This is a genomic window from Candidatus Poribacteria bacterium, assembly GCA_009839745.1.
Lineage (GTDB): Bacteria > Poribacteria > WGA-4E > WGA-4E > WGA-3G > WGA-3G.
In genome coordinates this window covers 78756-105291 of the sequence record VXPE01000036.1, presented here as the reverse complement: position 1 = coordinate 105291, position 26536 = coordinate 78756, and the positions used below count along the sequence as shown (strand labels likewise).

24 protein-coding genes are annotated in these 26536 nt (G+C 48.2%); 13 read left to right on the top strand and 11 right to left on the bottom strand.

The annotated features are described in order from the left end of the window. Positions 1-44: 44 nt before the first annotated feature. The 5 genes from F4X88_05385 to F4X88_05365 form a co-directional block, all read right to left on the bottom strand. The gene (locus tag F4X88_05385) at positions 45-1976 is read right to left on the bottom strand and encodes a hypothetical protein (GenBank protein ID MYA55707.1); all 1932 of its coding nucleotides are present in this window, start codon (positions 1974-1976) and stop codon (positions 45-47) included. A gap of 94 nt (positions 1977-2070) precedes the next feature. Further along, positions 2071-3057, bottom strand: coding sequence for a thiamine pyrophosphate-dependent dehydrogenase E1 component subunit alpha (locus F4X88_05380; protein MYA55706.1), 987 nt, complete (start codon positions 3055-3057; stop codon positions 2071-2073). Positions 3058-3227: 170 nt separating this feature from the next. Continuing rightward, positions 3228-3929 carry an SOS response-associated peptidase gene (locus F4X88_05375; protein ID MYA55705.1) on the bottom strand — a complete coding sequence of 234 codons (702 nt, stop codon included), beginning with the start codon at positions 3927-3929 and terminating at the stop codon, positions 3228-3230. Positions 3930-3991: 62 nt separating this feature from the next. Beyond that, positions 3992-4831 carry an SDR family oxidoreductase gene (locus tag F4X88_05370; protein MYA55704.1) on the bottom strand — a complete coding sequence of 280 codons (840 nt, stop codon included), beginning with the start codon at positions 4829-4831 and terminating at the stop codon, positions 3992-3994. 241 nt (positions 4832-5072) lie between these two features. Continuing rightward, on the bottom strand, positions 5073-6530 hold the full coding sequence (locus F4X88_05365) for a tetratricopeptide repeat protein (protein MYA55703.1): 1458 nt from the start codon (positions 6528-6530) through the stop codon (positions 5073-5075). Positions 6531-6776: 246 nt separating this feature from the next. Between F4X88_05365 and F4X88_05360 the strand changes: the two genes are divergently transcribed. Both F4X88_05360 and F4X88_05355 read left to right on the top strand, forming a co-directional pair. Then, on the top strand, positions 6777-7136 hold the full coding sequence (locus F4X88_05360) for a hypothetical protein (GenBank protein MYA55702.1): 360 nt from the start codon (positions 6777-6779) through the stop codon (positions 7134-7136). Positions 7137-7148: 12 nt separating this feature from the next. Continuing rightward, a complete protein-coding gene (locus tag F4X88_05355; protein MYA55701.1) occupies positions 7149-7943 on the top strand; it encodes a phytanoyl-CoA dioxygenase family protein in 795 nt (264 codons plus the stop codon). Between the two features lie 36 nt (positions 7944-7979). Here the strand turns inward: F4X88_05355 and F4X88_05350 are convergent, their stop codons facing one another. From F4X88_05350 to F4X88_05340, 3 genes are all read right to left on the bottom strand, one after another. Next, positions 7980-8630: a tetratricopeptide repeat protein gene (locus F4X88_05350; GenBank protein ID MYA55700.1), complete on the bottom strand. Its 651-nt coding sequence runs from the start codon at positions 8628-8630 to the stop codon at positions 7980-7982. A gap of 84 nt (positions 8631-8714) precedes the next feature. Then, entirely contained in the window at positions 8715-9512 is a 798-nt protein-coding gene (locus F4X88_05345) for a sugar phosphate isomerase/epimerase (GenBank protein ID MYA55699.1), read from the bottom strand. Positions 9513-9561: 49 nt separating this feature from the next. Beyond that, positions 9562-10641 carry a Gfo/Idh/MocA family oxidoreductase gene (locus F4X88_05340; GenBank protein ID MYA55698.1) on the bottom strand — a complete coding sequence of 360 codons (1080 nt, stop codon included), beginning with the start codon at positions 10639-10641 and terminating at the stop codon, positions 9562-9564. Positions 10642-10891: 250 nt separating this feature from the next. On the opposite strand from F4X88_05340, the gene F4X88_05335 reads away from it, so the two are divergent. The 5 genes from F4X88_05335 (at position 10892) to moeB (ending at position 16930) form a co-directional block, all read left to right on the top strand. Next, on the top strand, positions 10892-11986 hold the full coding sequence (locus tag F4X88_05335) for a Gfo/Idh/MocA family oxidoreductase (protein MYA55697.1): 1095 nt from the start codon (positions 10892-10894) through the stop codon (positions 11984-11986). Between the two features lie 169 nt (positions 11987-12155). Beyond that, the gene (locus F4X88_05330; GenBank protein MYA55696.1) at positions 12156-14600 is read left to right on the top strand and encodes a nitrite/sulfite reductase; all 2445 of its coding nucleotides are present in this window, start codon (positions 12156-12158) and stop codon (positions 14598-14600) included. Positions 14601-15195: 595 nt separating this feature from the next. Then, on the top strand, positions 15196-15402 hold the full coding sequence (locus F4X88_05325; GenBank protein ID MYA55695.1) for a hypothetical protein: 207 nt from the start codon (positions 15196-15198) through the stop codon (positions 15400-15402). 141 nt (positions 15403-15543) lie between these two features. Continuing rightward, the gene (locus tag F4X88_05320) at positions 15544-16122 is read left to right on the top strand and encodes a hypothetical protein (protein MYA55694.1); all 579 of its coding nucleotides are present in this window, start codon (positions 15544-15546) and stop codon (positions 16120-16122) included. A 1-nt stretch (position 16123) separates the two neighbouring features. Then, positions 16124-16930, top strand: coding sequence for a molybdopterin-synthase adenylyltransferase MoeB (moeB, locus tag F4X88_05315; protein ID MYA55693.1), 807 nt, complete (start codon positions 16124-16126; stop codon positions 16928-16930). Here the strand turns inward: moeB and F4X88_05310 are convergent. From F4X88_05310 to F4X88_05300, 3 genes are read right to left on the bottom strand one after another with little or no spacing between them, the layout of a single operon-like run. Beyond that, positions 16900-18270, bottom strand: coding sequence for an aminotransferase class I/II-fold pyridoxal phosphate-dependent enzyme (locus F4X88_05310; protein MYA55692.1), 1371 nt, complete (start codon positions 18268-18270; stop codon positions 16900-16902). The genes moeB and F4X88_05310 overlap by 31 nt on opposite strands. Before the next feature lie 22 nt (positions 18271-18292). Beyond that, entirely contained in the window at positions 18293-19201 is a 909-nt protein-coding gene (locus F4X88_05305; GenBank protein MYA55691.1) for a TIGR01777 family protein, read from the bottom strand. Positions 19202-19219: 18 nt separating this feature from the next. Further along, positions 19220-19948 carry an HAD family hydrolase gene (locus tag F4X88_05300; GenBank protein ID MYA55690.1) on the bottom strand — a complete coding sequence of 243 codons (729 nt, stop codon included), beginning with the start codon at positions 19946-19948 and terminating at the stop codon, positions 19220-19222. A 294-nt stretch (positions 19949-20242) separates the two neighbouring features. On the opposite strand from F4X88_05300, the gene F4X88_05295 reads away from it, so the two are divergent. The 6 genes from F4X88_05295 (at position 20243) to F4X88_05270 (ending at position 26511) form a co-directional block, all read left to right on the top strand. Continuing rightward, on the top strand, positions 20243-21727 hold the full coding sequence (locus F4X88_05295; protein MYA55689.1) for a hypothetical protein: 1485 nt from the start codon (positions 20243-20245) through the stop codon (positions 21725-21727). 128 nt (positions 21728-21855) lie between these two features. Next, positions 21856-23424, top strand: coding sequence for a bifunctional response regulator/alkaline phosphatase family protein (locus tag F4X88_05290; GenBank protein MYA55688.1), 1569 nt, complete (start codon positions 21856-21858; stop codon positions 23422-23424). Positions 23425-23639: 215 nt separating this feature from the next. Next, on the top strand, positions 23640-25220 hold the full coding sequence (locus F4X88_05285; GenBank protein MYA55687.1) for an Rne/Rng family ribonuclease: 1581 nt from the start codon (positions 23640-23642) through the stop codon (positions 25218-25220). Positions 25221-25331: 111 nt separating this feature from the next. Then, complete coding sequence (gene rplU, locus F4X88_05280; GenBank protein ID MYA55686.1) at positions 25332-25670, top strand: 50S ribosomal protein L21; 339 nt, start codon at positions 25332-25334, stop codon at positions 25668-25670. Continuing rightward, positions 25660-25926, top strand: coding sequence for a 50S ribosomal protein L27 (locus F4X88_05275; protein MYA55685.1), 267 nt, complete (start codon positions 25660-25662; stop codon positions 25924-25926). The genes rplU and F4X88_05275 overlap by 11 nt, the downstream gene beginning before the upstream one ends. Before the next feature lie 180 nt (positions 25927-26106). Beyond that, positions 26107-26511 carry a DUF4398 domain-containing protein gene (locus F4X88_05270; protein MYA55684.1) on the top strand — a complete coding sequence of 135 codons (405 nt, stop codon included), beginning with the start codon at positions 26107-26109 and terminating at the stop codon, positions 26509-26511. Positions 26512-26536: the final 25 nt, after the last annotated feature.

Below are 26536 nucleotides of genomic sequence, written 5' to 3'. Positions count from 1 at the left end.
GATACTGAATTGTAGCATATCTCTAACAATTTCTCAAATTATCTCTACGGCCAAAAATTATACATCGGCTGTTGCGTCACAACACTCACAAGACTCCAGATACCACCCACGGTGAAATCACCCAACATCAACCCAATCGCGAACATCACCAGCTGCTGCGATGCCCGCGGACCGCCAATCTTCAAGACACTCCACTTAATAATCGAACTCACCAGCATACAACTCCACAAATACCGCATACCCCAATCGCTAGAGACGACAAACCCGATCGGATGGAAGGGCCACCAGAAAAAACGTGCCCGCATAAACATCAAGAGCGTCGAAAAGAGTAATCCAAACACGATACCGCCAGTCGCATAGAGATTCGGTTCAGTCGGGTAATAAATCCAACGCTGGAGTCCGTTGAAGACGCGTCCACCGAAACCGGTTGCCCAACCGCTGCCACCGCTCATGTTCAAAGCACCGTAGGTATAAAAAATATAGAGGATAACGCCGAACACCATTACCGCAGCGAACCCTGACACACCTAACAGCGCGAAGAACAGTCGCCTCGGTGCGATTCCAGAGCGTTCCGAGAGTTTGAAGCCCTCTAATTGGTGCGGCATCGGATTGCTCGTGTAGCTCCGATTAAACCAACGGTAGAGCGTCAAAGCAACGAGGTTATTCGTGCCGAGTAGTCGTGTGCCGAATCCGTCAACGAGGATATGATGATTCGGCATATTCTCCATCGCATGCACGGGAAATCCCTGCTCCGCCCGCATCCGTGTGAGCACCAAGACGATGATAAAATAGATTGCAAAAAACAGCGGAATCAGCCAGAAGGACATGCCGATCCGCTTGGAAAAGATAAAGAGTATTGCGAGTCCGGCAACAATACCCCAGAGCGCGAGCCTATAGGAAATCGGTTCGTTAGCATCCTCGCCTGTGCGATGACGTGCGATACGGAAAACGTCGCGAAAGTGCCGTCCGTTCAGGACTACGACAGAGATGAAAATCCCGATGGCAGCACCAAAGCATTGCCTATCAATATAGGGGAACCCGGGCAGACTGGACAAGCCAGCGGCACTTGCTAAGACTAATTGCGCCTTGTAGAAGATAAAGAAGAACCAACTGGAGAACGATAGGTCAAGCGGCATCAGCAACCCAAGTCCGATAACGAAAGGATAATAGGACATACTGATGCCACCGATAGCGTTCCACGGCTTTTCTGTGAACAGGTGTCCAAACCCGCGCCAACCACCAATCCGCTTAATGGGTAAGGTAGGAAGCGTCGGATACAGAAAACTAAAGCCATTGAGAATCGCTATAGATGCCGCAATTCCGAAGCCAAGCCATGTGATGCGGTGCGAAAACAGCGATTTCGTGCTATGGGTGACATGAAACGCGATCTGCGTGATCGGATAGGCGAGTCGTTCGCGTTCCACCCACTGCTTCCGCAAGATAACGTTGATACACAACATCACGAGGACCAGGACCGTCATGAAACCTGCCCAAGATAAGGTTGGCACTATCCATACACCGATTAGGTCTACGGTAGAGAGACTCGATTCCCCTGTATAATAGCCTGTCAATGCCTTTGGATCATCGACGAGAAGCCATCTCGGAAGGTAATCATAGAAGAGGTGTTTCCATTCATTTTCGGGGGTTGCGAAATGGAAGGCGTGCCCGACGGTCGTGACGAGAATCGTCATCAGCGTAATGGAGGGAAAAGCGCACGCCGTGCTGAGCAGGATGTATATCGTGAGGAGCTCCGCATCTGTGAATAAGCGACGGTGAACTGCAAGATTGAGAAGCGTGAAAGCAAACACCACGAAGACAACATTGTAAAACGGCACGGCATAGGTATTCAGCGCATAACCTACAAGTCCGACTTCACCCGCGATGATCCAATAGAAATTAAACGGAATCAGCACGAGCGTAATGGCGATAGACTTCCATGTAACACCGTGCGATTTCGGGCGTTCGTCTTCTCTCATAAGTACTTTAAATTTGGGTAAAAAAAGGCGAGGTTACAAACCTCGCCGATAGATGTGAATCCTTTTTTAACTATTATGATAGGCTTGACGATAATTACGGCTGAATAGAACCGGCATAAAGATCGTTCAAAGCGTCTTCTGGAAGAGGTTCTGGGCTATTCTTGGCGAATTCAAGTGCTGCCTCAAGTTCGTTTGCGAGTTCCGTCTCAAGTGTCGAGAGTGCATCTTGCGTCATCCCCTCTTCTTCGATGAGAACCGCGGCGAGTCTCCGAATCGGATCGCGCTGGCGTTCTTGTTCTTGCACTTCCTCGCGGTCGCGGTAAGATGTCCCTGGATCACCGATGTGGTGTCCCCGGAATCTGTAAGTATCGCAGTTGAGGAGCGTCGGTCCACCCCCTTCACGGGCACGTGTGACGGCTTCGTCCGCTGCAGCGTAAACCTTGAGAACATCGTTCCCATCAACAGTGATGCCCGGCATATCGTAGGCAGGCGCACGGACAGCCGCAATATCTTCTACCCGCTGATGCTCTCGTTGTGGCGTTCCCATACCGAATCGGTTGTTTTCACACACAAAGATGACAGGTAATTCCCAGACGGCAGCGAGGTTGAGCGTTTCATGGAATACGCCTTGGTTCGTCGCGCCATCACCAAAGAAGGACACTGCGACCTGCTGTGTTCCACGAAGTTTAGCCGAGAGCCCTGCACCCGCCGCAAGCGGAATACCTGCCCCGACAACGCCGTTAGCACCCAGAATGCCGGTCTCCTTATCGGCGATATGCATCGAACCGCCCTTACCTTTACAATAACCGGTCGTTCGTGCGAACAACTCCGCCATCATCCGGTCGCGTTTGCCGCCTTTTGCAATGAGATGCCCATGACCGCGGTGTGTACTCGTAATATAATCAGCGTCTTGCAAGTGAACGCAAACCCCTACGGCTGTGGCTTCTTCGCCGATGTAAAGATGCAAGAAACCCGGAAGTTGACCACTCTGGTAAAGCGTGCCAGCGGCTTCTTCAAATTGACGAATCTCTAACATCTTACGATACATATACAGCATCTGATCTTTACTCGGTTTTGACATAATTCCTTTCCTTCTTTTTAGAGTATTTGTAGTCCGCAATGAAATGGAGGTGTTTTTGCTTGGGTGTTTCTGAAGAGTTACGGAGAGGCACTTCGTTTATCAAACCCACTTCACCGAACCGCAGGGAAAAATTAAAAATCTAAATGCACCTGACCGAACCCAAGGAAAAATTAAGAAAAGGGGGCGATACATTCCGGTGAATCGTTCGTAGGACGATTGACGAACCTTGACACCGGATACGCCTCCATCTCTTCATCGAGATACGGGACAAGGATCTGTTGAAGTGTGTCGGTTTCCGATTGTTGGTTCGGTGCAAGCCACGCCGCATAAGCATCTTGCGGCAGAATTACAGGCATTCTATGGTGAATTTTCTCCAAAGATGCGTTCGGTGGACATGTAATGATAGTGCAAGAACGGAGCGTTTCATCCATCCCATCCGCCTGCCATACCTCCCATAACCCCGCCAGTGCGAACGGCTTCTGCGATTTGAGACGGATATACACCGGTTGTTTAAGCCTGTCACCCGGAATCCGTTTCCATTCATAGTAGCCGTCCGCCAAAATAAGACATCGCCTGCGTTTGTAGGCATTCCGGAAGGAGGGTTTTTCCGACAGGGTCTCCGAACGGGCATTGATCATCCGATTTCCGATCTTCGGGTCTTTCGCCCAAGACGGAATAAGTCCCCAATGAAAGAATTCCACCTGTCCAGGGTCTGGACGTTCTTCCGTATCAGTCGGTGTATTTGCAATAACAGCCACATCTTGTGTCGGTGAGATATTGTAGCGCGGGGACAAATTCATGGGTTCCGCAAAATCGAAAAAAATTTGATTCAATGCTTCAGCATCGCTTGCGAGTGTAAATCGTCCACACATTTTTTAATCTCCTAAAAATAGAATAGACACGGATGTCTGTTCCTATAGAACGAAAATTTGCCCTATACATCCTTTTTGGATTGTGGGACAAGAATATCATCTCTCCAGCGAAGACGGAAGGAGGGACGCACGAGTGCCTCTGGAGACTGAAGCGTCAAACCACCATCGGCAGTCAAGACGATTCCAGTAACAAAATCCGCCTCATCGGATGCCAAGAAAAGCGCAGCATTCGCAATATCTTCGGGTTTTCCGTAGCGACCAACCGGATAACAATCGCGAGAGGCTCGTTCTTCGAGGGAATCCTCAGCGAGAGAAACTTCGCCTCTTTCGCCGACGATCTGTCCTGGAGCGATGGCGTTCGCGCGGATACCTTCCCTGCCGTAATCAAGTGCAATACTTCGCGTCAATGCATTCAAACCCCCTTTTCCGGCACCGTAAAGCCCAAACCCTGGGTTTGTAATCGTAGCGTTAACCGTGGAGATGAAAACCAAGGTGCCGCCACCATTACGAATCATTTCAGGAATGCAATACTTCGCACCGAGCCACGGTCCGCCGAGTGTCACGCCAAGGCTTTCGTTCCATTCTTCGGTTGTAAATTCAATCGCTTTTTTGGTGTAGGAATGTGCAGCGTTATGGACAAGCGTTGTTATTTTTCCATAGTTTGACAAGGCAGTTTCGACAAGTGTCTGCCACGTCTTTTCATCTGCGATGTCACCCATGACGGCGATTGCCTGTCCACCCGCTTCTTGAATACGATGAACAGTTTCATCAAGTTTTTCCTTGCGTCGGCGTGTGTTGACAACCACTTTCGCGCCTTCGCAAGCAAACCTATAAGCAGTCGCCGCCCCAATACCACCCCAGGCGGCACCCGCGACAATCGCAACTTTTCCTTCCAGTCTCATTATGAATCCTTTCCTTTAATATCTTTGGTGTATATGTGTTCCAATTTGCCTCCTTTTTTCCCCAGTCCTCTTGTAGGAGGGGTTTCTAACCCCGATTGAGGCTTCAAATTTTCTAAGCAGATTAGCTTACGGTAGTATAGCATAAATCGCGTTTTTCTTTGTAAAAAAATATGACAAAAATAGACATTTTTTGGTATAATTCTTTAGGACTTACGCATTTCCTCTGAGATTAGAATATTGACTATTCCTCTTCTTCTTCGGTATTTATAATCTCTATAAGATCTGTATCTATATCTTCCATGTCTTCCATATCGAATATATCCGCTGCATTTGCCATATTGACTGTCTCTGCCAAAGGATTTTCAAGTTGGAGCATCTCTTCAGTGGCTGCCTGAGCGGCATCCTTTCTGCCAAGCATAGTGTTCGTTGCAATCCGACCGAAATGCGCTGGCATGAAGTCTGGTTCAAATCGAATGGCTTCATCGTAATCAGCGATAATAGTTTCATAGATTTCAACGTTATCCTTGTCAGGTTCTCCGGCAAGCGTGGCAGTTATCAGCCCTCGAGTAAAATAGAATATCCCGGTCTCCGGTTCAAGTCGAATGGCTTCATCGTAATCAGCAATAGCATCACTGTATTGCTCAAGTTGAGCCTTTATGAGGCCTCGATTGAAATATGCCTCAGCATAGTCAGGTTTCAGTCGAATGGCCTCGTCATAGTCTGCGATAGCAGCTTCGGTTTGTTCAAGTTTATCCTTAGCGAAGCCTCTCACACCATAAGCCGCAGCGAATTCTGGTTTTTGGCGTATCGCTTCGTCGCAGTCCTTAAGAGCATCCTCAAAGTTGGCGAGGTTGTTTTGCGCGACAGCACGATCGTAGTATGCTTCGGTGTTTTCGGGGTTTGAACGTATCGCCTTATTCGCGGCTTCAACGGCGGCTTCATATTCTTCTATTTCTTCCTCGTCAAGCTGCATAAGTTCTTCAAGATCAACAGGGGTATCACCAGAGGCTAATGGATTTGTGGGATGTGGACCTATGACGACGGGTGCGTCTGCGTGTTGTAATGCTCTCATGGCGGCTTCACGCATGTCATAGGCATCGTCATTCATAGGATCTAAGCGTATCACCGTTTCAAAGTCAGCGATAGCGGCTTCATAGTCCGCCATGTCGCCGTTTACAAAGCCGCGATTATAGTATGCCTCGGCGTAATTTGGTCGGAGACGTATCGCTTCCTCAAGGTCTTCAATAGCGGCTGCATAGTTCTCTAAATCACCGTGTGCCTCGCCTCGAATATTGTAGGCTTCTGCGAAGTCCGGTTTCAGTCGGATAGCCGTATCACAGTCCTCTATAGCGGCTTCTTCTTCATGGATCATGTTTTTTGAATAGCCTCGCTGTAGGTAGGCATTCGCGTTCTCTGGATTTAACTCAATAACTTGATCGAAGTCTTCAATGGCATCATCATATTCCGCTAACGCAATATTTGACATACCGCGATTATAATATGCTTCGGCGTAATCTGGCTTGAGCTGGATCGCTCTGTCATAATTTGCAATTGCTTCTATATAGTACCCTTGCGAGGCTTTGGAAAGTCCTGTGGTGTTATAGGATGCTGGAGACTTATTTAACCGTCTTTTCCTTTTTTTTCGGCTTTTCTTAGCCATAATATAACCTTTCTTTTCAAGAAAAATGAGTGGGTCCATTTGTTGCTATCGATTTTTCAACTATTATAACGTGAGTTGCCAGTTTGTAGCATAATCTTTTAGATTGTGCATAGCCACGCGCAAACTGAAAGTTTACGCTACGAAATTGCTCAAATCCTGAAGAATCTTCACTGAAAAACGGGGATTGCACTTCTAAAATCGTGTAAGTAGCAACTTGGGTTATTATATCATATTTTTTGTTTTAATGCTACAATGATGATAATTGTAATGAAGGGAGAAGTTCGTGTGAAACCAGCGATAAAAGAATGGCTCGACAATTCTATTGAAAAACTGAAGGCAGGTGAGTTGACCGAAACGGATCTGCGCGCTGTAACCGCCGCCTTGAATTCTGAGAAACAACTCATCCTCTATCTCTATTCTAAATCAACGAACTTACGCTCACCGTTGGGTGGGTGGGCACTGTACGACCCAACCGCGCCGGATGAACCAGTCCTCCCCTCGCAAGATGCCCCCTATGCATCTGTGCTTGATGCGGTTAACGATGGATGGAGAATTGTTCAATTCCCGCGCCCTGAACTCTACAACTTTACGGATGTCGACAACGCCTATCTGACGTATGAGTTCGTTTTAGAAAAACTTGTATAAAGGAAGCGCACGATGATTGACGTTAAACCTACGCTAAATGACTATCAAGTCATACAGTTTATCCACAACGGCTATATCACTTTAGAGAGCGTCATTGATCCGAATTTCAATAAGACGTGTGATACCATAGAGGGTGGGCATCTCAGTGATTTCGTTCTTACAGACGAATTTCGCCGGAATGTATTGCTACACCCGGAAGTCGCCGGTGCTGTCCGTTCACTGTTGGGCGAGAATTTTCTCGTGCCGACGAGCGCACATCATCATCTCTTTGAAGCACCCCACCGTGGGCAAACGTGGCATTCCGATGGACTCACCGAATACGGATACGGTATCACACATCTCCAGTGCTACTATTATCCGAAAGAGGTGAAAATCGAAGATGGACCGACGATGATATTGCCCGGCTCCCACCATCGGCTTGTGGATAGGGAAGCGATCGCACATTACGGGGACATCCTCGGACAACTCTCTCTCACCGTTCCCGCAGGCACCGTCGCAATGACACGCTACGGCATCTGGCATAAGGCGGGTCCAAAACTCAATGCCGATAGACGCGGAATGATTAAGTTTTCCTACTTCCGCACCGCAATACCCAAACGGGATTGGGCACGGGATTCCGATGAGATTCCGCCTTATCAACATCACGGAAGACATCCCTACGTCACCGAGGTGGAATCCTACCGCGATCGCCGCAGGGGTGAATTGACATGGAACTGGTTATGTGGATTAACAGAAGTGAAGGAGGAAATTCCGCCGATACAGATGTTTAACAGCGGGATTCCGTTATCAGAGATCCGACTTCAGTAGAAAGACAATTCGGTTCGCATCGCGGCTCCGAACGCACTATTTCAGTCGGAGTAGCAAGTTTTCGATAGTGCCTTTCAGTTCTATGTTACCCGCCTGTGTTGCGAGTTCTAAGGCGGTTTGAAAATCCTGTTTTGCCGCTGTAGGCTTGTTGAGGGATCTTTTTGCCAATCCTCGACGAAAGTAGGCTTTGGTATAGTCAGGTTTGAACTGGATCGCGGCATCATAGTCCGTGATCGCAGCATCGTATTGATCGAGTTGTGCCTTTGCGATCCCGCGGTTGTAATAGGCATTTACGTAATCCGGTCTCAGGCGGATGGCGGTGTCATAATCGACGATTGCTGCTTCATAATCACCGAGATTTTTCATTATGATCCCACGATTGTTGTAAGGAGTCCCTAAACTGGGATCCAAGCGTATCGCAGTGTCATAGTCAGCAATTGCTGACTCGAATCTACCGAGCCTTTTTTTTGCCACACCCCGATTGTTGTAGGCTTCTGCGTAATCGGGATCCAGGAGAATAGCAGCACTATACATCTCAATTGCCTCTTGATATTCACCGCGCTTTGCCGCTGCTAACCCCTGTCTGTTATAGTCTATGGCTTTTTCAGAAGTTTTCTCTGAGGCACAGCTGGCGGAAAGACAGACGAGGCATACCAGAAACACAGTCAACAGGCACTTATCCTTCATCGCGCTTCTCCTCCGTTCTATTTTAGATGGCGTAAGGCATTTCCACAAGTAGGCAGGTTTTAACCCGCCTACTCAATTTATAGATTAACGGGCACCACACGCTTGCAAACACGCCTGCATGTGTCCGCGCGATTCTGCCCCAATCGTGCAACACTGTTCTAAACTATATTCTTTTGCACCGATGACTTCAAGGTTCAACGGACCGGTATAACCGTTTTCGTGTAAAACATGGATATAGCCGACGAGGTCGATGTCCCCGCGTCCGTTTGCCTGCAACTCAGGATCACCGGGTCCCCGTTGGGTCCCCTTACAATCCCGAATATGCACGTGTTTGACGCGCGAGATCACCGCAGCAATCGCTTCCACAGGATTTTCATCCGCACGATGAATATGGGACGGATCCATATCAATTCCAAACGCCGGGGACGAAATCTCTTTCATGATGCGGAGGGTCGTTGGCGTATTATAGATGCTCGCGCCCACATGTGCCTTGACGCAGAGCGTCACACCGTAGTGTTCCGCACGTTCGGAGAGGCTGCCCAATGAATCGACAACCTCGGGCCAGGCAGATTCATCGTCTGACGTGCCACCGGGACCGCAGTTAATAATCGGGACACCTATCTCAGCCGCGGCTTGGAATGCCTGTTCCATGCGTTCTGGATCGCGTGAGGGCTGTTCCATCGCCAAGAGGTCGAGTTCATACGCTTTCGCGAATCGTTTGATGTCGTCAGCGAGTTCTTTCCAGTTCGCGAGGACGAGATGTTGGCTCATTCCATCAATTGCTGAAAGTTCAATGCCATCGTAACCAGCCATCGCTATGTGTTTAAAGGCGGTCTCCATATCGTAACCGCCAAAGAGTACCGAATTTGCTCCTAATTTCAAATGTAATTCTCCTTCTGTAGGGATGGATATTGCGTTGCTCTCCCTACAATTACCCTTTTAACGGCGGAAGTGGATGTGGACGTACCACAATACCGCCTTCTTCATAAGACTCTATCGCCGCCCACGTATACTCAAGTGTCGCGAGCGCGTCTCTACCCGAGGCGCGTAACTGCTCTTTCGGTACACCATTCGTGACATCTTCTAAAAAAGCATGAATTCTCAGTGGAAAGGTTTGAGCGAAGTCATTGATGCCGGACTCTGTGACAATAGGTTCGTCAGAGAAATCGGGAGCACCCGGGGAGGGCCAATACGTCACTTTTTCGATGCAGTTTTCGATGCAGAAGGTGCCACGTGTGCCTGCGAGTTCGACACTCCACCAACCGCCGAGACCGAATGTAGCATCGCCACGATGGCTCAATAGGTAGCCGATACACCCATTTTCAAAACGGAGATGTATGCTGTTAATGGAGACCATCACATCTCCAGCACCGCGTCTAAAATGTGGACGATTCATGAAGGCTTGGACGTGGGTTATATCGCCACAGAAATGACGCATCACACTGAAGGGGTGCGCCAGAAAGGCTTTCACGTGGAAATAGGGAAAGCCGTCTGACCGCGGGGCTTTCGAGTAACTATAGCCAAACTCACCGCCGGGAAATCCCATTTTGTGAAGACAGTAAATCTGTTCCCCGATGTGTCCATCCTCAATATATTTCTTCGCTTGCTCCGCAGGCGGCGTGAAATTATGGTTCAGGTTACAGCCGAGATAGAGGTCCTCTTTCGTGGCTTTCGCTACCATCTCTCGCGCCTGTCCGATATCGTTAGAGAGCGGTTTCTCAACGAGTACGTGTTTTCCCTTATCGAGAGCCTCCATTGTTGGTTCATAGTGCCAACTACCGTTCTCGTATCCACCGGTGCCGACATCGACGATATCCAAGTCGGGTTCGCCATCAATCATATCCGCTACGCTATAGTATGCCTTTACACCGAAACGTTCCGCCGCACTGTCTGCCCGCTCTTTCGCGATATCGCACACCGCAACCAGTTCCGCTAAGTCGTCATTTGCGTGACAGTTCGCATGATTATTGCCAATTCCACTCATGCCAACAACGCCAACTTTTAATGCCATTTGTAGTTAATCCTTCCAATGATGAAATTGATTTCGTCTATAGGGAAGACGTGCAGTTTAAATTTATGCTTGCCCGTAACACCCCACAGCGACTTTAGCATTTATTATAAGATTATTCGTGCTTTTGTCAACAAATATCTCCAAAAATATACTTGACAGCAATTCCGTTACGTGCTATCTTCTTCATAAGAGAATCAACGCACCTCAATCTCCGTAGGAACACGCTATCGCTCGAAGGAGGAAACGACAGATGAGTATCAGTGTCGGGATGGTAGGCTTAGGCATGTTCGGACCGGCGTTTATCCAATCGTATAAGTCCCATCCAGATGTACATCGTCTCGCGCTCTGCGATTTGCGCGAAGACCGGTTGACGAAATATGCAAAGCAGTTTGAAATTTCTGAAACCTATTCAAGTCTTGATGACATCTGCAGATCGGATTTAGATGCGCTCGTGATCATCACGCAGCACTGGATGCACGCCCCGCAGGCAATTCAAGCCATGGAATCCGGAAAGCATGTCTATACCGCTGTCCCTGCTGCGGCATCTTTAGATGAATGTGAGGCACTTGTCAGAACCGTTGCGCGAACCGGAATGATATACATGAACGGGGAGACGAGTTATTTCCGTCCAGAAACCGCCTTCTGTCGTCAGAAAGCAGCGGAGGGGGCGTTCGGGGAGTTCGTTCATTGCCGTGCCGAGTATTTTCATGACATGGACCACGGGCTCTACGATGTGGCGAAAAATCGGTGGGGAGCGCAGTGGGGACGCGATAAAATGGGCGGTATCCCGATGTATTATCCAACCCACTCAACCTGTTTTCCTATCTCCGTAATGAAAGCGCACGCAACATCGGTTTCCGCACAGGGATATATCTATCCGAACGACGATTGGTTTCGAACGGACACCATTCACAAAAATCCCTACTCCAACGAAGTCGGACTTTTCACAATGAACAACGGAGCAACAATGCAAATCTGTGAGTTCCGGCGGGTTGGACACCCCGGATCTGAACGCGTCAGTGGTATTTATGGGACAGAGGGGAGTTACGAACAAAGTCTCGCGGGATGCGTTTGGGCAGACAAACACGGGAGAGAAATCGTCGAGCCTTCAAGATCGCACGAAGATCTTCCGGATACACTCGCTGCGGATCTCGGCGGACATGGCGGTTCACACGCCTATATCGTACACGAATTCGTGGATTCCGTCAATCGTCAACGATTGCCACGCGTCAACGTTTGGGAGGCGGTTCGATATTGTGCACCCGGGTTTGTTGCACATGAATCTGCTTTGCGAGACGGAGAATTACTTCCAATTCCGGATTGGGGAGACGCACCAGAAACTTAGAACAGAAGATTATCCTTGATTTTTATTGCATTTTACGGTATACTATACTCTTTAAGGATTTCTAATGGCTGGATACCATGCAAATCGGCGCGTAACCTTCGGCTAAATAGAAAACAATCGGACATTAATCAACGCACACTAAGAATCTGAGGTCAATAAGGAGTTTAGAATGGCTACTGAATACGCGGGGGCCTATGATACGTCGGCAATCCCGTCTGATGTTGCCCGCGAAATTGAAATTTATGAAATTCAACTCGGTCGGGTTCAAGCCGGCCAAGTCGAAGAGACGCTCTTTACCGAATTTAGACTTCGGCATGGGGTTTACGGGCAGCGCGATGATAGATCGCAGATGATCCGTGTTAAAATTCCGTTCGGCGGACTCACAGCCGTACAACTTGAAATGTTAGCAGATGTAGCCGAAGAATTCTCGGACAACATCATTCACATTACGACACGTCAAGATGTCCAATACCATTATGTAGACATCAACAACACCCCCGAGTTGATGCGCCGTCTCGCGAGCGTGGACATCACAACAAAGGAGGCGTGTGGTAATGTCGTGAGAAACGTCACAGCATGCCCCCTCAGCGGGGTCTGCCAAGATGAGACGTTTGACATAACGCCCTATTCTAAGGCGTTGTCTGCATTCCTTTTGGGACACCCAGATGCCCAAGATTTTGGTCGTAAGTTCAAAATCGCGTTTTCTGGATGTGAAGAACACGCCTGTGGTTTGGCAAACATGCACGACATCGGGGCAGTTGCCGCCGTTAAAGAGGTGGATGGCGAGGTCAAGCGCGGCTTTAAACTTTATGTTGGCGGTGGACTCGGTGCAGTACCACATCAAGCGAAAGTGTTTGATGATTTCGTCTCCGCAGAAGAACTGCTCCCGATTTCACAATCGATTTGCAGAGTCTTCACCCGTTTAGGGGAACGCCGGAATCGGAATAAGGCGCGTCTAAAGTTTGTGATCGCCAAATACGGCATTGAGGAATTCCGTACACAGGTACTTGACGATCGGGCTACACTACGCCACGATCCGGAATGGACAGCATATCTGGACAATCTCGACGCTTACAACGAAAGTCCGCTCAAGGCACCGACGCAGCTCAATGGTGCTTCGAGACCTGACGGGTTTGAACAGTGGTATCAATCCAACGTGCGGTTACAGAGTCAACCCGGTTATGCTTTTGTGACGATTACGTTGCCTCTGGGCGATATTACTGCAGATCAGACGCGTGCTTTGGCAGATATTTCTCGGAAATATGTGAAAGACACTATCCGTGCCACAGTCGAACAGAACATCGTTCTCCGTTGGGTGACAATGACAGATCTCCCCGCGCTCTATCGCGAACTGAAGGCGATCGGTCTCGGGGACCCAGGTGCGGAATCCATGGTTGATATTACCGCTTGCCCGGGTACTGACTCCTGCAAACTCGGTGTTTCTTCTTCACGGGGTCTGGCAGCGCACCTGCGAAACTATTTCATTGAAACCGGTGTGCAGAATGAAATTAAAGACTTTCGGATTAAGATTAGCGGATGCCCTAACTCCTGTGGACAGCATCATATCGCGAATATTGGTTTCTTCGGTTCCTCGCGCCGGATGGGCGCGCATATTGCACCTTACTATCAGGTGCTGCTTGGTGGACACATGGTGGAAAACGCCAGTTCTTATGGACTTGCCACTGGTAAAATCCACGGCAAATATATTCCGACGTTCATTGAGGAGTTGACCGGTAAGTATACGGCGGAACGAAATGAGGAAGAATCCTTCACCGATTACGTCGCACGACTCGGTAAGGCGGAGATCAAGCAAATCTTATCCAAGTACGATAAGATTCCATCTTATGAGGAAGCACCAGAGTTCTATGTAGACACCGGCGACACGAAAGATTACCAACTCAAAACAGGTGTTGGTGAGTGTGCAGGAGAGGTCGTCGCACTCGTCTCCATGAAGCTGGAAGAGGCAGATCGGCTTATCTATGAATCCGGTTTGGACTTGGAAAAGGGTGTATTTCAAGATTCCGCAGAATTGGCTTTTAACGCGATGATCAGAGCTGCAGATGGACTCTTGACGACGGTAGGCTTGCAATATATTGACGACGCGACCACCGTCAACGAATTCCGCACCCACTTCTTTGAACCCGGTAACTTCTTCCCCGGTTACGGCGCGCATATCTTCAAAGCAACAGAGGAAGATGCTTCTACGTTTGACCACGAATTGTCACACCGCCGCGTTGAAGAAGCTACACTCTTCGTTGAAGAATCGCATAACGTCTATAACCGTATGCGCATCAAGCAAGAGGAAGAGGAAGAGAGCCGTCGTAAACGCCGTCGTAAACGACCTGCCCGGAAACCAAGGGTTGTCAAGGAAACGAAGCCGGTTGAAGAAATCGTGGATAGCCTCGATCTGAAGGGTGTTGCCTGTCCGTTCAACTACGTCCAAGCAAAGATTCGGTTGGAAACGATGGACCTCGGTCAGCTTCTCGAAGTCACCATCGACGATGGCGAACCGATTGAGAACGTCCCGAAGAGCCTCACCAACGATGGGCATGAGATTGTTGACACCAAGAAGGTTGGACAGCACTACCGTCTCACCGTTCGGAAGGGTGAGTAGGGTATAATATTTTTCTATCTGGTAGGGGTGGGTTTCAAACTCATCCCTACAAGCCGTTACTGCCATGGAGCAGATAGTAAGCGCGTAACGATAGTAAACTCAACAATAACAGACCCATCCGATAGAGTGAGTGTGTGCAGCCCCTTCTTCAGAATTGGAAAATCTATCTTGATACATGTTGCTTGAATCGTCTTTTCAACGATCAGACCCAAGCGAGGATTTGCCAGGAAACTGGAGCTGTTAAGATAATTCTTGCCCGATTCTTCACAACACAATGGCAGTGGCTTACCAGCACGGTGCTAATCAATGAGATCAGCAGGACTCCCAATAAAACGTTACATACTGAAATGAAAGTCTTGTTGGATCTCGCAAACCAAAATGTCACAATTGGCGTAGCGGAAACAGCACGCGGAACCCAATTAGAATTATTGGGATTTAAGTGGCTGGATGCTTTGCATATCGCTTCTGCCGAAAGTGGTCAGGCGGATTCTCCTAACAACCGATGATCGGATGCTCAGAAGGGCAAAACGCTTTCATTTACAACTTCGTGTCCGTGTTGAAAATCCTTATACATGGTTAGAGGAGATTAGTAAAGATGAACATACAAACTCTGCTTGAAGATGAGATGGCAGAACTCCGTCGTCGAAATCCGGATGTTCACGCGCTTTTAGAAAAAATATTTCAACACAAAGATGGAAAAGGTGATTATTCTATCGAACGGCATAAATGGATGGAAACGTTTGATAAGGAAACATTTTTGAAAGAAATACGTCAAATTGAGACCTGTAAGAAAGTAGAGTAAAAGCAATGTTGCTTTTAACATCAGAATATCAGTGCTGAGATTCAGGAATAGTGTGCTGGTAATTAAAATATCGCAGGTGAACCCTGCTCTTACAAGAAAAGCCCATCTGGGCGTTATGTTTATAGGAAATTTTTTACCAGAATGGATCTACAACAGATTAACATTAAGGTTTTTACAACCGAAGATAGCAAAATCAACCATACCAACTTCATCAAGGTCTTCAACCGTTGGATGGAGGAGGCGGATTCAGAAGATTATTTGAACTACGCCGACTATTCGCACGTTGATGCAGGACCGGGTGTACTGTTGATTTTGAAGCAAGCCAACTATAGCATCGACAGTGCTTACCATGAGGACGGATTCCTCTATAACCGGAAACATGCAGTCGAAGGCGACAATGCTGACAAAATTCGCCAAGCACTTGCAGAAGTGCTCTCCAAATGTGAGCAACTTGAAGCAGCAGCGGAATTGGAAAACGCGGTGCATTTCGACGGCGCAAATCTCCTGTTTATGATAAACAATCGGCATATCGCACCGAATACATCCGAAACAGCAACGTCCGTTGAGGCAGACCTAACACCTGTCCTACAACAGATGTATGGCGGTGACGATTTCACGGTGGAACGCACTTCCGAAGACGCACGCGAACGGTTCGCTTTGCGAGTCTCGGCGAATTCCGATAAACCGATTTCAGAACTCCTCTCTAATCTGGGAGCCTAAGATGTTTAACTTCAGCAACGAACAGATTGAACGCTACAGCCGACATATTATTCTCAACGAAGTCGGTGGGATGGGGCAGACGCGGTTGCTTGAATCGAAAGTGCTACTCATCGGGGCAGGCGGACTCGGTTCCCCTATTGGAATGTACCTTGCAGCGGCAGGGGTCGGCACGCTTGGCATCGTTGACGACGATGCCGTTGATCTCAGTAATTTGCAACGTCAAATATTGCACGGCATCAGCGACATCGGCGTTTTGAAGACGAAATCCGCAGAAGCCACTATCGCAGAGATGAACCCAGATGTCAAGGTGATCCCCTACAACGAGCGTATCACTTCAGAAAACGCTTTTGAGATATTAGAGCAGTATGACCTCATTGTTGATGGGTGCGACAACTTCCCGACCCGCTATCTCATCAACGACGCATGTGTTATGCTTGGCAAGCCGATTGTGCACGGCAGCATTTCCCAGTTTGAAGGACAGGTTACCGTCCTTTACCCGGGCAAAGGACCGTGTTATCGATGTATCTTTCCCGAACCGCCACCTCCAGGGATGGCACCGAGCTGCCAAGAAGCCGGGGTCTTTGGTGTGTTACCCGGCATTATCGGCACAATCCAAGCCGTTGAAGCACTTAAAGTCCTGCTGAACATCGGTGAATCGCTCATCGGGAGCCTTCTGCTTTTCGACGCGTTATCCATGGATTTCAACAAACTAAAACTCCGCCAAAATTGCGATTGCCCGATGTGTGGTGAAAATCCCACCATCCATGAATTGATGGATTACGAGGAATTCTGTGAGGTGCGTTGGTAGTCCAACGAATTTTCATGGCTATAGACTATCGCAGATTTCATGTGTGTCAACGCCGCGTGAATCTGCGGGAGTTCCTCAAATCCGTAGGATATACGGAATTGTCGTTTCCCGACCTCGACCATGTCGCCAGCTGAATGGACACAGTGTTCACCCGGAATGTAAATTACTTTTGGATGTTGGGAAACCGGCGGTCCATCGACCGCTTCTCGTTGAGTTGTTCGCGTCAAAAACTTGAAAAAATCAGAGGTCATATCTGTTGTGACACTCGATAGCGTCAAGTAGTAGTAGAAGCCAGCACTCCCACCCCTGCACTCCTGAACGTTATCACTCAGTAATTCTGCTATCCATGCTTTGACCTGTTTTGCCTTCTGGTGGTACCCTTTATTAACTTTTTGGATTTGTGCTTCAATACCGTGGTCAAGCAGGTAGCTTGCGATTTCTTGATTGATGAGCGGAGCACTGAACCCAATGTCACTTGTGCGTTGGATAACGCTGTCGAGCAATGGACCTTTCGGACCGATGAGGTAACCGATACGTAACCCAGGAGCAAGGATTTTTGACAGAGTGCCAATTTCATAGACAATACCGAGTGTATCGTAGCAGAGCGCAGACACCAAAGGTTCAATCGCACTGTCATGCACGAGGTCGCTGTAAGCGTTGTCAAAAAAAATAGGGATTTTTCGTCCGACTTCGTATGAAAGTCGAGTAACAATATCAACGAGCTCTCTCTTACGGTCGTTGGATAGAATTGTGCAGGTCGGATTGTTAACCGTTACAACATAAAAAAAACGGATAGCCTCTTTTTCAGTGCCGAGCCCCGTTAGTTTGGTCCTCAAACGTTCAGCATCAAGTCCTTCGTTATCTTCAGGTATCGCGAGAACGCTAAAACCTTTCCTCTCCAAATCATTGCAGTAGATATAATACATCGGGTCCGCGGTCAGCACGATACCGGCAGGAAGTAGGTGGGTGATGCTCTCTAACAAACTCGTTGCCCCGTTTGCACCGATAACAATCTCCCGACTGTTTAAGGTCTGTTCAGTGATGCCACCGATCCGATTCTCAATGTGAAACCTTCTGAGTGACGCAATCAGATTCGGCGAACCTTGTGCCCCGCCGTAATTGAGGGATGCGCGGTATTTTTTAGGGTGTGCGAGAACTGCTTCGCAGGCGTGTTGAATCTGCTGATGCGGAATCGTCCGTTCATTGACGTATCCGACACCGAGATTGATGTCGCGTCCGTCTCGAAAACCGACAGCAAAATCGGTCATCAGCTGATTAACAGGGGAGGGTATACTTGAGACTTTTCCGTAATCAGAAAGTAGAACGTCTTGGATCTTCATATTTCGTTGGAATTCTGCGCGTTTATAGCAGGTCTCTCAATGCGGATTCAAGCGTTCGGTGGTGAAATTCGTAGCCGCTGACTTCCGTTTTCTCTGGAAGCACGTTCTGGCTCAACACAACGAAGTCTGCAAATTCACCCATCATCAACCGCAAGCCGAACGTCGGGACAGGAAACAGGGTGGGTCGCCGTAACACAGTACCGAGCGTCTTTGTGAATTCCACATTTCTGACAGGAGCAGGTGCTGTTGCATTCAAAGGACCACGAATCTCTTCATTCTCTAAAGCGTGTGTCACAATACCAACCACATCGTCGACATGAATCCAAGACATCCATTGCCGACCGCTGCCAAGTATGCCACCGATTCCCATTTTAAAAGGTGGGAGAACCTGTGTTAACAATCCACCGCCTAATCCAAGCACAAGTCCAATACGGACCATGACCACCCGAATCCCAAACGCATTCGCTTTTTGTGCCTCTGTCTCCCATTCTTGACAGACTTTGGCGAGAAAGTCGGTCCCGGCGGGTGATGCCTCCGTAAAATGCTCATCGCCACTATCACCATAGTATCCGATTGCGGAAGCACAGACAAGCACATCGGGTTTTGTGGGCAACCCATCAAACGATTCAACGAGGTTTCGGGTCGAGAGAATTCGGCTATCCCGGATCCGTCGTTTTTTTTCGGCGTTCCATCTACCGGCGATGGTTTCACCAGCCAGATGAACAACCGCTTTCACATCTGATGTAGCTTCTGAAGGAAGTTTTTCGGTTTCAGGATTCCAACCATAAACCGCTCTTGCGGACTTCAATTTCGTTTCTGCGCGTGTCGGGTTGCGAGATAATACATGCACGGTATCCCCCCGCTCGTGGAGGGCAGTGCAGACTCGGCTCCCAATGAATCCGGTACCCCCGGAGACCAATACATTTGCCATTTTTTCTCCTTGCGTTTCCTATTTTGACAACTCAGTGATAACGGTCTCTAATTTCCGATAGTCGTCGACAACAGCATCGCTCAGCGTGTCGTCTCCTTCTCCTTTATTGAAGCCTGCGAAACGAATCGCTTTCATCCCCGCATTTTTCGCGCCGACAATATCCGTTCGGAAAATATCGCCGACGTGCACCGCTGTCGCGGGTTCAGCGTTCAGTTGTGCTAACGTTGAATGGAATTGCACCACTTGAGGTTTTGTATAGTCCGTTTCGTCGGAGAATGTGAAAGCTGTAAAATATTGTAAGATGCCGTCACGCGCCATCAGTTTTCGAGCAAAACTGCCGGGCGTTAGTGCCGAATCTGATATGATTCCAAGTGGATAGCTTTCACTCAACCGAGAAATGACCGATTTGACGTGTGGCATCATAATCGGCGGGGCTTCCAAGAAAGCTGCGCCAAGACACGCAATTAACTGGTCAAAGTCTTCCTCCTCCAGTTGAAGGTGAAGTACCTCAGCAAATCGATGCATGCACCGCTTCACTGAGATCCCCTTATGTTGATGCCATAGAGATGCCACCAAATTGTATGCCTCTTCAAGTCCGAATTCCACGTCATCCAATGTGCAAGTATAGTCGCGGCTGCCAAGATACGTATGACAGTGCTTGACACGTATCGCCTGACGCTCTCGCCAATTGATATCGGAATCTGCATAAAGGGTTTGCCAAAAATCGAATGTAATAGCCTTAAGCATCAATTGTTTCCATTTCTAATTTGTGTTTCCAGTTCACGGTAGAAGCGACTCATATTACAAAGCATAATTCCATTTTACCCGATTTAGTCGAAAAAATCAAGAGAGAATGTGGATTTCTTCAGGTATAAGAAAACCACATTGAAGCCCAAACGCCCGTTGTGTAACCGCAAGAAATAATTAAAGAATCAAAATAGACTTGCAATTTCCTTTCAAAAGTGATACCATAATTAGAGGTAGACAATCAATAGGCAAATAGGTTGTGTCCGATGTGTAGGGAGGAATACGAAGTTGCGGTTGAATCGTCGAATTATCCCTGGGTATACGACCACCCGTTTAATACTCGTTTACTTCATCGTCGGATTAGGCACACTGATATTTGGGTTCTTCCATTATACCCAACAGATTTCTCGACTGAACACGGATATAGAAGCCCAAATAGACCTTTTCGCTGATCTCGCAGCGGAACTCCCCGGCGTGGAAAACCGAGGATTGCAACAGAAATTAATTACGATCGTCAAAAAGTCATTCGCTGAGGACAGAGCGCGCACATTCTCGTTTATCATCACCGATGCACAGGAAAACGTCTTAATTACACGAGGCGTTGACCTACAATTAGACGCAAAGATCGACAGTTTGGATATCAAGGTAAACCAAAGTGAGGATATCTCGTTAACACAAGATGAGCGCGCTTTACTACAGTCAACATTAGCGCGCATGAAAAAAAAGCATCTACCCCGTGAAATACACATGCTCCTTGAAGACAGGAAGTTAAAGGGGTATATTTACTACGGCGATGCCGCACCCAGTGAAATGGTACATCTGCCTTTTGTGATAACTGATACCACTGGCACACCTCAGAAATGGCAGATATGGGGCGATGTTATTACTGCGGATCAGGCAACTGCGGAGGAACAGGAACGAGCGAAAATTTTTATTGAGAATGCACCAGCATCCTCTGTGATTGAAACGACGCCCCAATGGCACAAGGGCTACTTTTATTACGAGAGTAAGCCATACTATGGATTAATCGTGCCTCTCATTGCACCGGTGGTCCTGTTAGCATTTGGAACTGTTTGTTTCCTCGTCTACCAACGGATAAAGTCTTATGAACACTCGGCAATTTGGGGAGGCTTAGCCAAAGAGACCGCACATCAACTCGGAACACCTATCTCGTCGCTGTTGGCGTGGACAGAACTTCTGCATGAACGCGGTAAGGAGAAAGAGGATCCAACACTCGTTGAACTCTCCGAAAGCATGAGGAACGATCTGGAGCGTTTGCAGAAAACAACAGCGCGCTTCGGTATGATTGGCACGCAGCCCCCTCTTACCGAAGTGAATATGGATGAAGTATTTGAAGAAGTCCGAGCATATTTTGAAAAACGGCTGCCACATATTAGTCGACGCGTTGAAATCCGATTGAAATTGCATAAAATACCGCCTATACTCGCAAACGCGCAATTACTGCACTGGGTATTTGAAAACTTAATTCGTAATTCGTTGGATGCAATGGACAAGACAGATGGATGGATCCAGATTGAACCAAGGCATGATAAACGACGCGGCGATATTGTTATCCAATATGCGGACAATGGAAGTGGAATTACCCGCGAAAATCAGCGAAAGATCTTTGAACCCGGGATGTCTACTAAGGCACACGGATGGGGACTCGGATTAACAGTCGTCCAACGGATCATCCGTGAGTACCATCACGGAAGCATCCGCATGGTTAAAACGAATCCTGACGGAACAACTTTTGAAATTCGACTGCCAGTCGCGTAACCCGTATTAACGGACGGTATAGGCAAAATGATTGCCTGTGCATTTTCCCTACTGCCGTCGAGGTGAAAACGTTCACTCTCATTAATTGGGCACCGGACCGCACCTGAGCAGATTTTGAAAACTTACGTATGTCACAAACACACCAAATCTTATGGATTGATGATGAAATAGAAGCGTTGCAACCGCATATTCTTGTGCTACGCGACCGAGGCTACGCAGTCACGCCCGTGACAAATGGCGAAGACGGCATCGCGCTTTTAGCGCGCGGTGATACGCAGTACAGTGCTATCCTACTTGACCAGGTGATGCCCGGTAAAGATGGAATGGCAACGCTCGATGCAATTCGCACCATCAATACACAAATCCCTGTTATCCTTGTCACCCAATCCAGCGATGAGCAATTTGTTGAGGTCGCTCTCGGCAAGCAGATAACCGATTTCTTGGTAAAACCGATCGGTGTAGCCCAGATCGTCTCAACACTGAAGCGCGTCCTTGATCAACCGCAGATAGTCATAGATCAGATTCCGAGTCGCTACACCACTGATTTCAACGCTATTCGAGCAATGAAGGACTCGTCCCCGAATTGGCAAGACTGGGTCAATATCTATGTGAAATTATTACAATGGGATCTGGTGTCTGAGAAGTTAGCCGAGGGAGGATTAGAGGAAACACATCTTGCACAGAAGAAGGAGTGCAATACCGAATTCTCTGACTTTGTCGCAACACATTATCCTGATTGGGTTGCGGGGAGTTCTGACGCACCCCCCTTATCGGTCAATGTTCTCGATCAGCATGTTATCCCTCAACTTCAATCTGGAAAATCTGTTTATTTTATTGTGGTTGACTGCTTTCGCTTAGACCATTGGTTGGCAGTTGAATCACTTTTGTACCCTTATTTCTCTATCGAACGTCAATATAGTTTTTCAATCCTACCGAGTGCGACAATGTACGCACGAAATGCCCTCTTCAGCGGCTTGTTTCCAATAGAGATTGCCGAACGCTATCCACAATACTGGCAGGAAGAATCTGATGGGGACACAAGTACAAACCGCTACGAACGCCAGCTCCTCGAAGCACATCTCAAGCGCAGGGGTATCAAACTGAAGCCCGGGGTCCAGTACTTCAAGATTTTTGATACTCGAGGGGGCAACACCTACAAAAAACGGGTTGCCGCGAACACGCGCGTGAGCCTCTCAGCACTGGTCGTCAATTTTATTGATATCTTGACCCATCAGCGCTCACAATCCGATGTCCTACAACAGCTCGCGCCTGATGAATCCGCTTTTCGAGCTTTGGCCCGCTCATGGTTCTCGCATTCGGTATTTTTCGATATTTTACGCATTATTGCAGCACAAAACGCAACTGTAGTCCTCACCAGCGATCATGGTTCTGTCTTCTGTAACAGGGCAACCCGCGCTTACGGTAATCGTGATACGACTACCAGCCTCCGATTTAAAATCGGCTCTAACTTGGGATGCGAAGAACGTGAGGCGGTGTATCTCCGAAATCCAAAGGAGTATCGACTACCGGCGGAAAATGCAAGCAAGGACTACATTCTCGCGAAAGACGATTATTATTTCGTCTATCCGAACGATTTTTATAAGTATAAACGGCAGTTTCAAGGAGGGTTCCAGCACGGCGGTATCTCGATGGGTGAACTCATAACGCCTGTCGTCACACTAACACCGCGGCTGTAAAGCGCAGCTTGCAAGTCCAGATGAAATAGATAGTACACCGCACACTCACTGATTTGACTGAAGCGTCCTATTTGAAAATGTATACGCTTCGCAGCGCACCAACGAAACGTGGGACACACCCTACGAAGCCCTCGCTGCTTTTTGCAATGCTGCCGATTTTTGACACGACAATTAACCGAGGTGCCTTTTGAAAAAAGGCACGATAGGAGGTACTAATGGAAAAGGAGATACTTATTTCTGATGATGAGTATGAAACGCGCTGTGCGGTACTTGAGGAGGGAGTGCTGAATGAAATTTACATTGAACGGAAAGCAGCAACGCAAACATTGGGGAATCTCTACAAAGGACGCGTTGAGAACGTACTACCCGGAATGCAAGTAGCATTCGTTGATATTGGATTGGAACGGCATGCCTTTCTACATATTTCTGACCTCAAATATGAGCATGCTGACGAAGATGAGGACGCAAATGGGAAACGCAACGGAGACCGAAAATCCAGCAAAAACACCGCAGTATTGGACCTGAAGGGAAAGCAGACCAAACAGACACGCGGTGGACGCGGGTTCCCATTTCTCATAAGTGACCTCATTTCAAAGAAACAGGAACTCCTCGTTCAGGTCGGCAAGGAGCCTATCGGCACAAAGGGGGCACGGGTTACCAGTAACATCACGCTCCCTGGACGTTATGTCGTCTACATGCCCAATTCCTCGAATATCGGCGTATCGCGACGCATTGAGTCTGCTTCTGAAAGAGACAGACTTCGTAGTATGGCAAAGGCAGTAAAAGCCGACGTTGAAGGCGGATTTATCATCCGTACTGCCGCTGAAGGTTTGAACGAAACCGAGTTCGCAGCCGAAATTCGATACCTTATTGACCAATGGAAACAGGTATGCACCCGCGCAGACAAAAAATCTGCACCCAGTCTCGTCAGTAGAGATCTCAGTTTTACCAATAGGATCGTCCGGGATATGCTCACGAAGGAGGTCAAGCAATTCCTTATCGATTCAGACGCAGGGTATCAGGAGACGATGGAATACGTCTCCTCTGTCATGCCTGATCTGAAAGCGCGCGTCTCGCTCTATCGGGAAGATTCGACACTCTTTGATGCTTACGGGGTTGAACGCGCACTCAAGGAAGCACTCAGCGAGAAAATTTGGCTCAAATGTGGAGGGCATATTATCATCCAAGAGACTGAAGCCATGGTCTCGATTGATGTCAACACCGGTCGATTCGTTGGAAAGTCTGACCCAGATAACACGATTCTCAGTGCTAACCTTGAGGCTGTTGAGGAAGTCGTCCGCCAAATTCAATTGCGGGACTTAGGTGGGATTATCGTCGTTGATTTTATTGATATGGAAGAGGCTGCGCACCGGAAACGTGTCTTTAAAATGCTACAGGAAGCACTCCGAAAGGACCGGGCCCGCACAAATATCCTTCATTTCTCAGATTTAGGGCTCGTTGAGATGACACGCCAGCGCACCCGTCCAAGCCTCTCTACCCTACTGATGGAGAAGTGCCCTTACTGCGATGGACACGGCACTGTTCTATCTGTTGAAACCGTTGTCATTCAGTTGCTACGTGCGATAAAGATGGCGCATAAACAAACGCGGCAGCCCCAATTACGGGTTACCGCGAATGACTATGTCGTCTTGCATATAAAGTCGAAGATGTCGAATAAATTGCGGGAACTCAGGAAGTCATTAAAGTTAGATCTCATTCTGGAACCTGATGCCGACTTACACCTCGAAGATTACCGAATCTTTGTCGGAAAAGGTGAAGAGGTCTTTCTCAATTAACGCAATCGAAGGCACCTTTTAAGGTATGCGTTATAACGAATTGCAGATCTGAATTGACATTGATACGTTTTTAGGGTATAATTTAATCAGAATTGAAAAGGAGTGATAAAAATGTATGCAGTCTTTGCGAGCGGCGGGAAACAGCATCGGGTGGAGGTAGGAAGCCTAATTGATGTTGAAAAACTCGATGCAGCGGTCGGTGACAGTGTCACCTTCTCGTCCGTTTTGGCTGTCGCTGACGATGAGGGTCAGTTACAAGCCGGCTCGCCTTATCTTGACAATACTTCAGTTACAGCTGAAGTGGTTCAGCAGGCACGCGGGAAAAAGATGGTTGTCTTCAAATCGAAACGCCGTAAAGGTTACAAACGTAAGTTAGGGCATCGTCAATCATTTACACGCGTGAAAATTACCGCTATTGGCGCGGTGGAGGAACAATCTGATGGCTCATAAGAAAGGCGGCGGAAGCACCCGGAACGGACGCGACAGTATCGGAAAGCGACTCGGTGTCAAAAGATTTTCCGGAAATTATGTCACCGCAGGGAGCATTCTCACCCGACAGCGTGGAACGCACATCCACCCCGGAAACAACGTTGGGGTCGGAAGAGACTATACGCTCTTCTCGAAAATTGATGGATATGTATGGTTTGAGCGGAAAGACAAATATCGCCGAAAGGTGAGCGTCTATACAGAGCGTCCTGAATTTTAGCGGATTTACCCGTCTCAGGAATCAACGACCAGAAGCCTCGCCTTAGGGTGTTGCAGTCCGCACCACCCCAAGCGAGGCTTTTTTACTCCAAAGCCTCCTGCATTTACATTTGGAGCAGATTAAAAAAAGGTGTCCCAAAGTTCAAACCCACAGTGTTTAACCGCAAGGAAAATTAAAAAAATGAAACGGGCAATCTGGCTCATAACGCTGATAGTCGTCCTCGGGTGTGGTGGACAATTACAGCAACTCGCCCTCGAAACGATGGAGAATGCTCAGGTCGCTCTGACTTCTGCCAACGCGATGGGGGCACAGGAGGCTGCCGATACCCCATTACGCACCGCTCAAGAGATGCTCGTCACGGCTGAAAACGCAATGGATGCTGGTGATGTAGAGCAGGCATATCGACTCGCACTCCGCTCGTATCTTCACGCGCGAATCGCAACTGAGATCGCCATCGCAATTCGCGAGGAAGCAAACGTTCAAGAGGTACAAGCGCAGCTCACGCTTACCGAGCAGAACGTCGACGCGGTGCTCCAGAGACTTGAGGCGATGAAAGCTGAACTTGAAGCCTTAAAGAAATTCTAAGAGAATCAAGTGTTGTAACTATAGA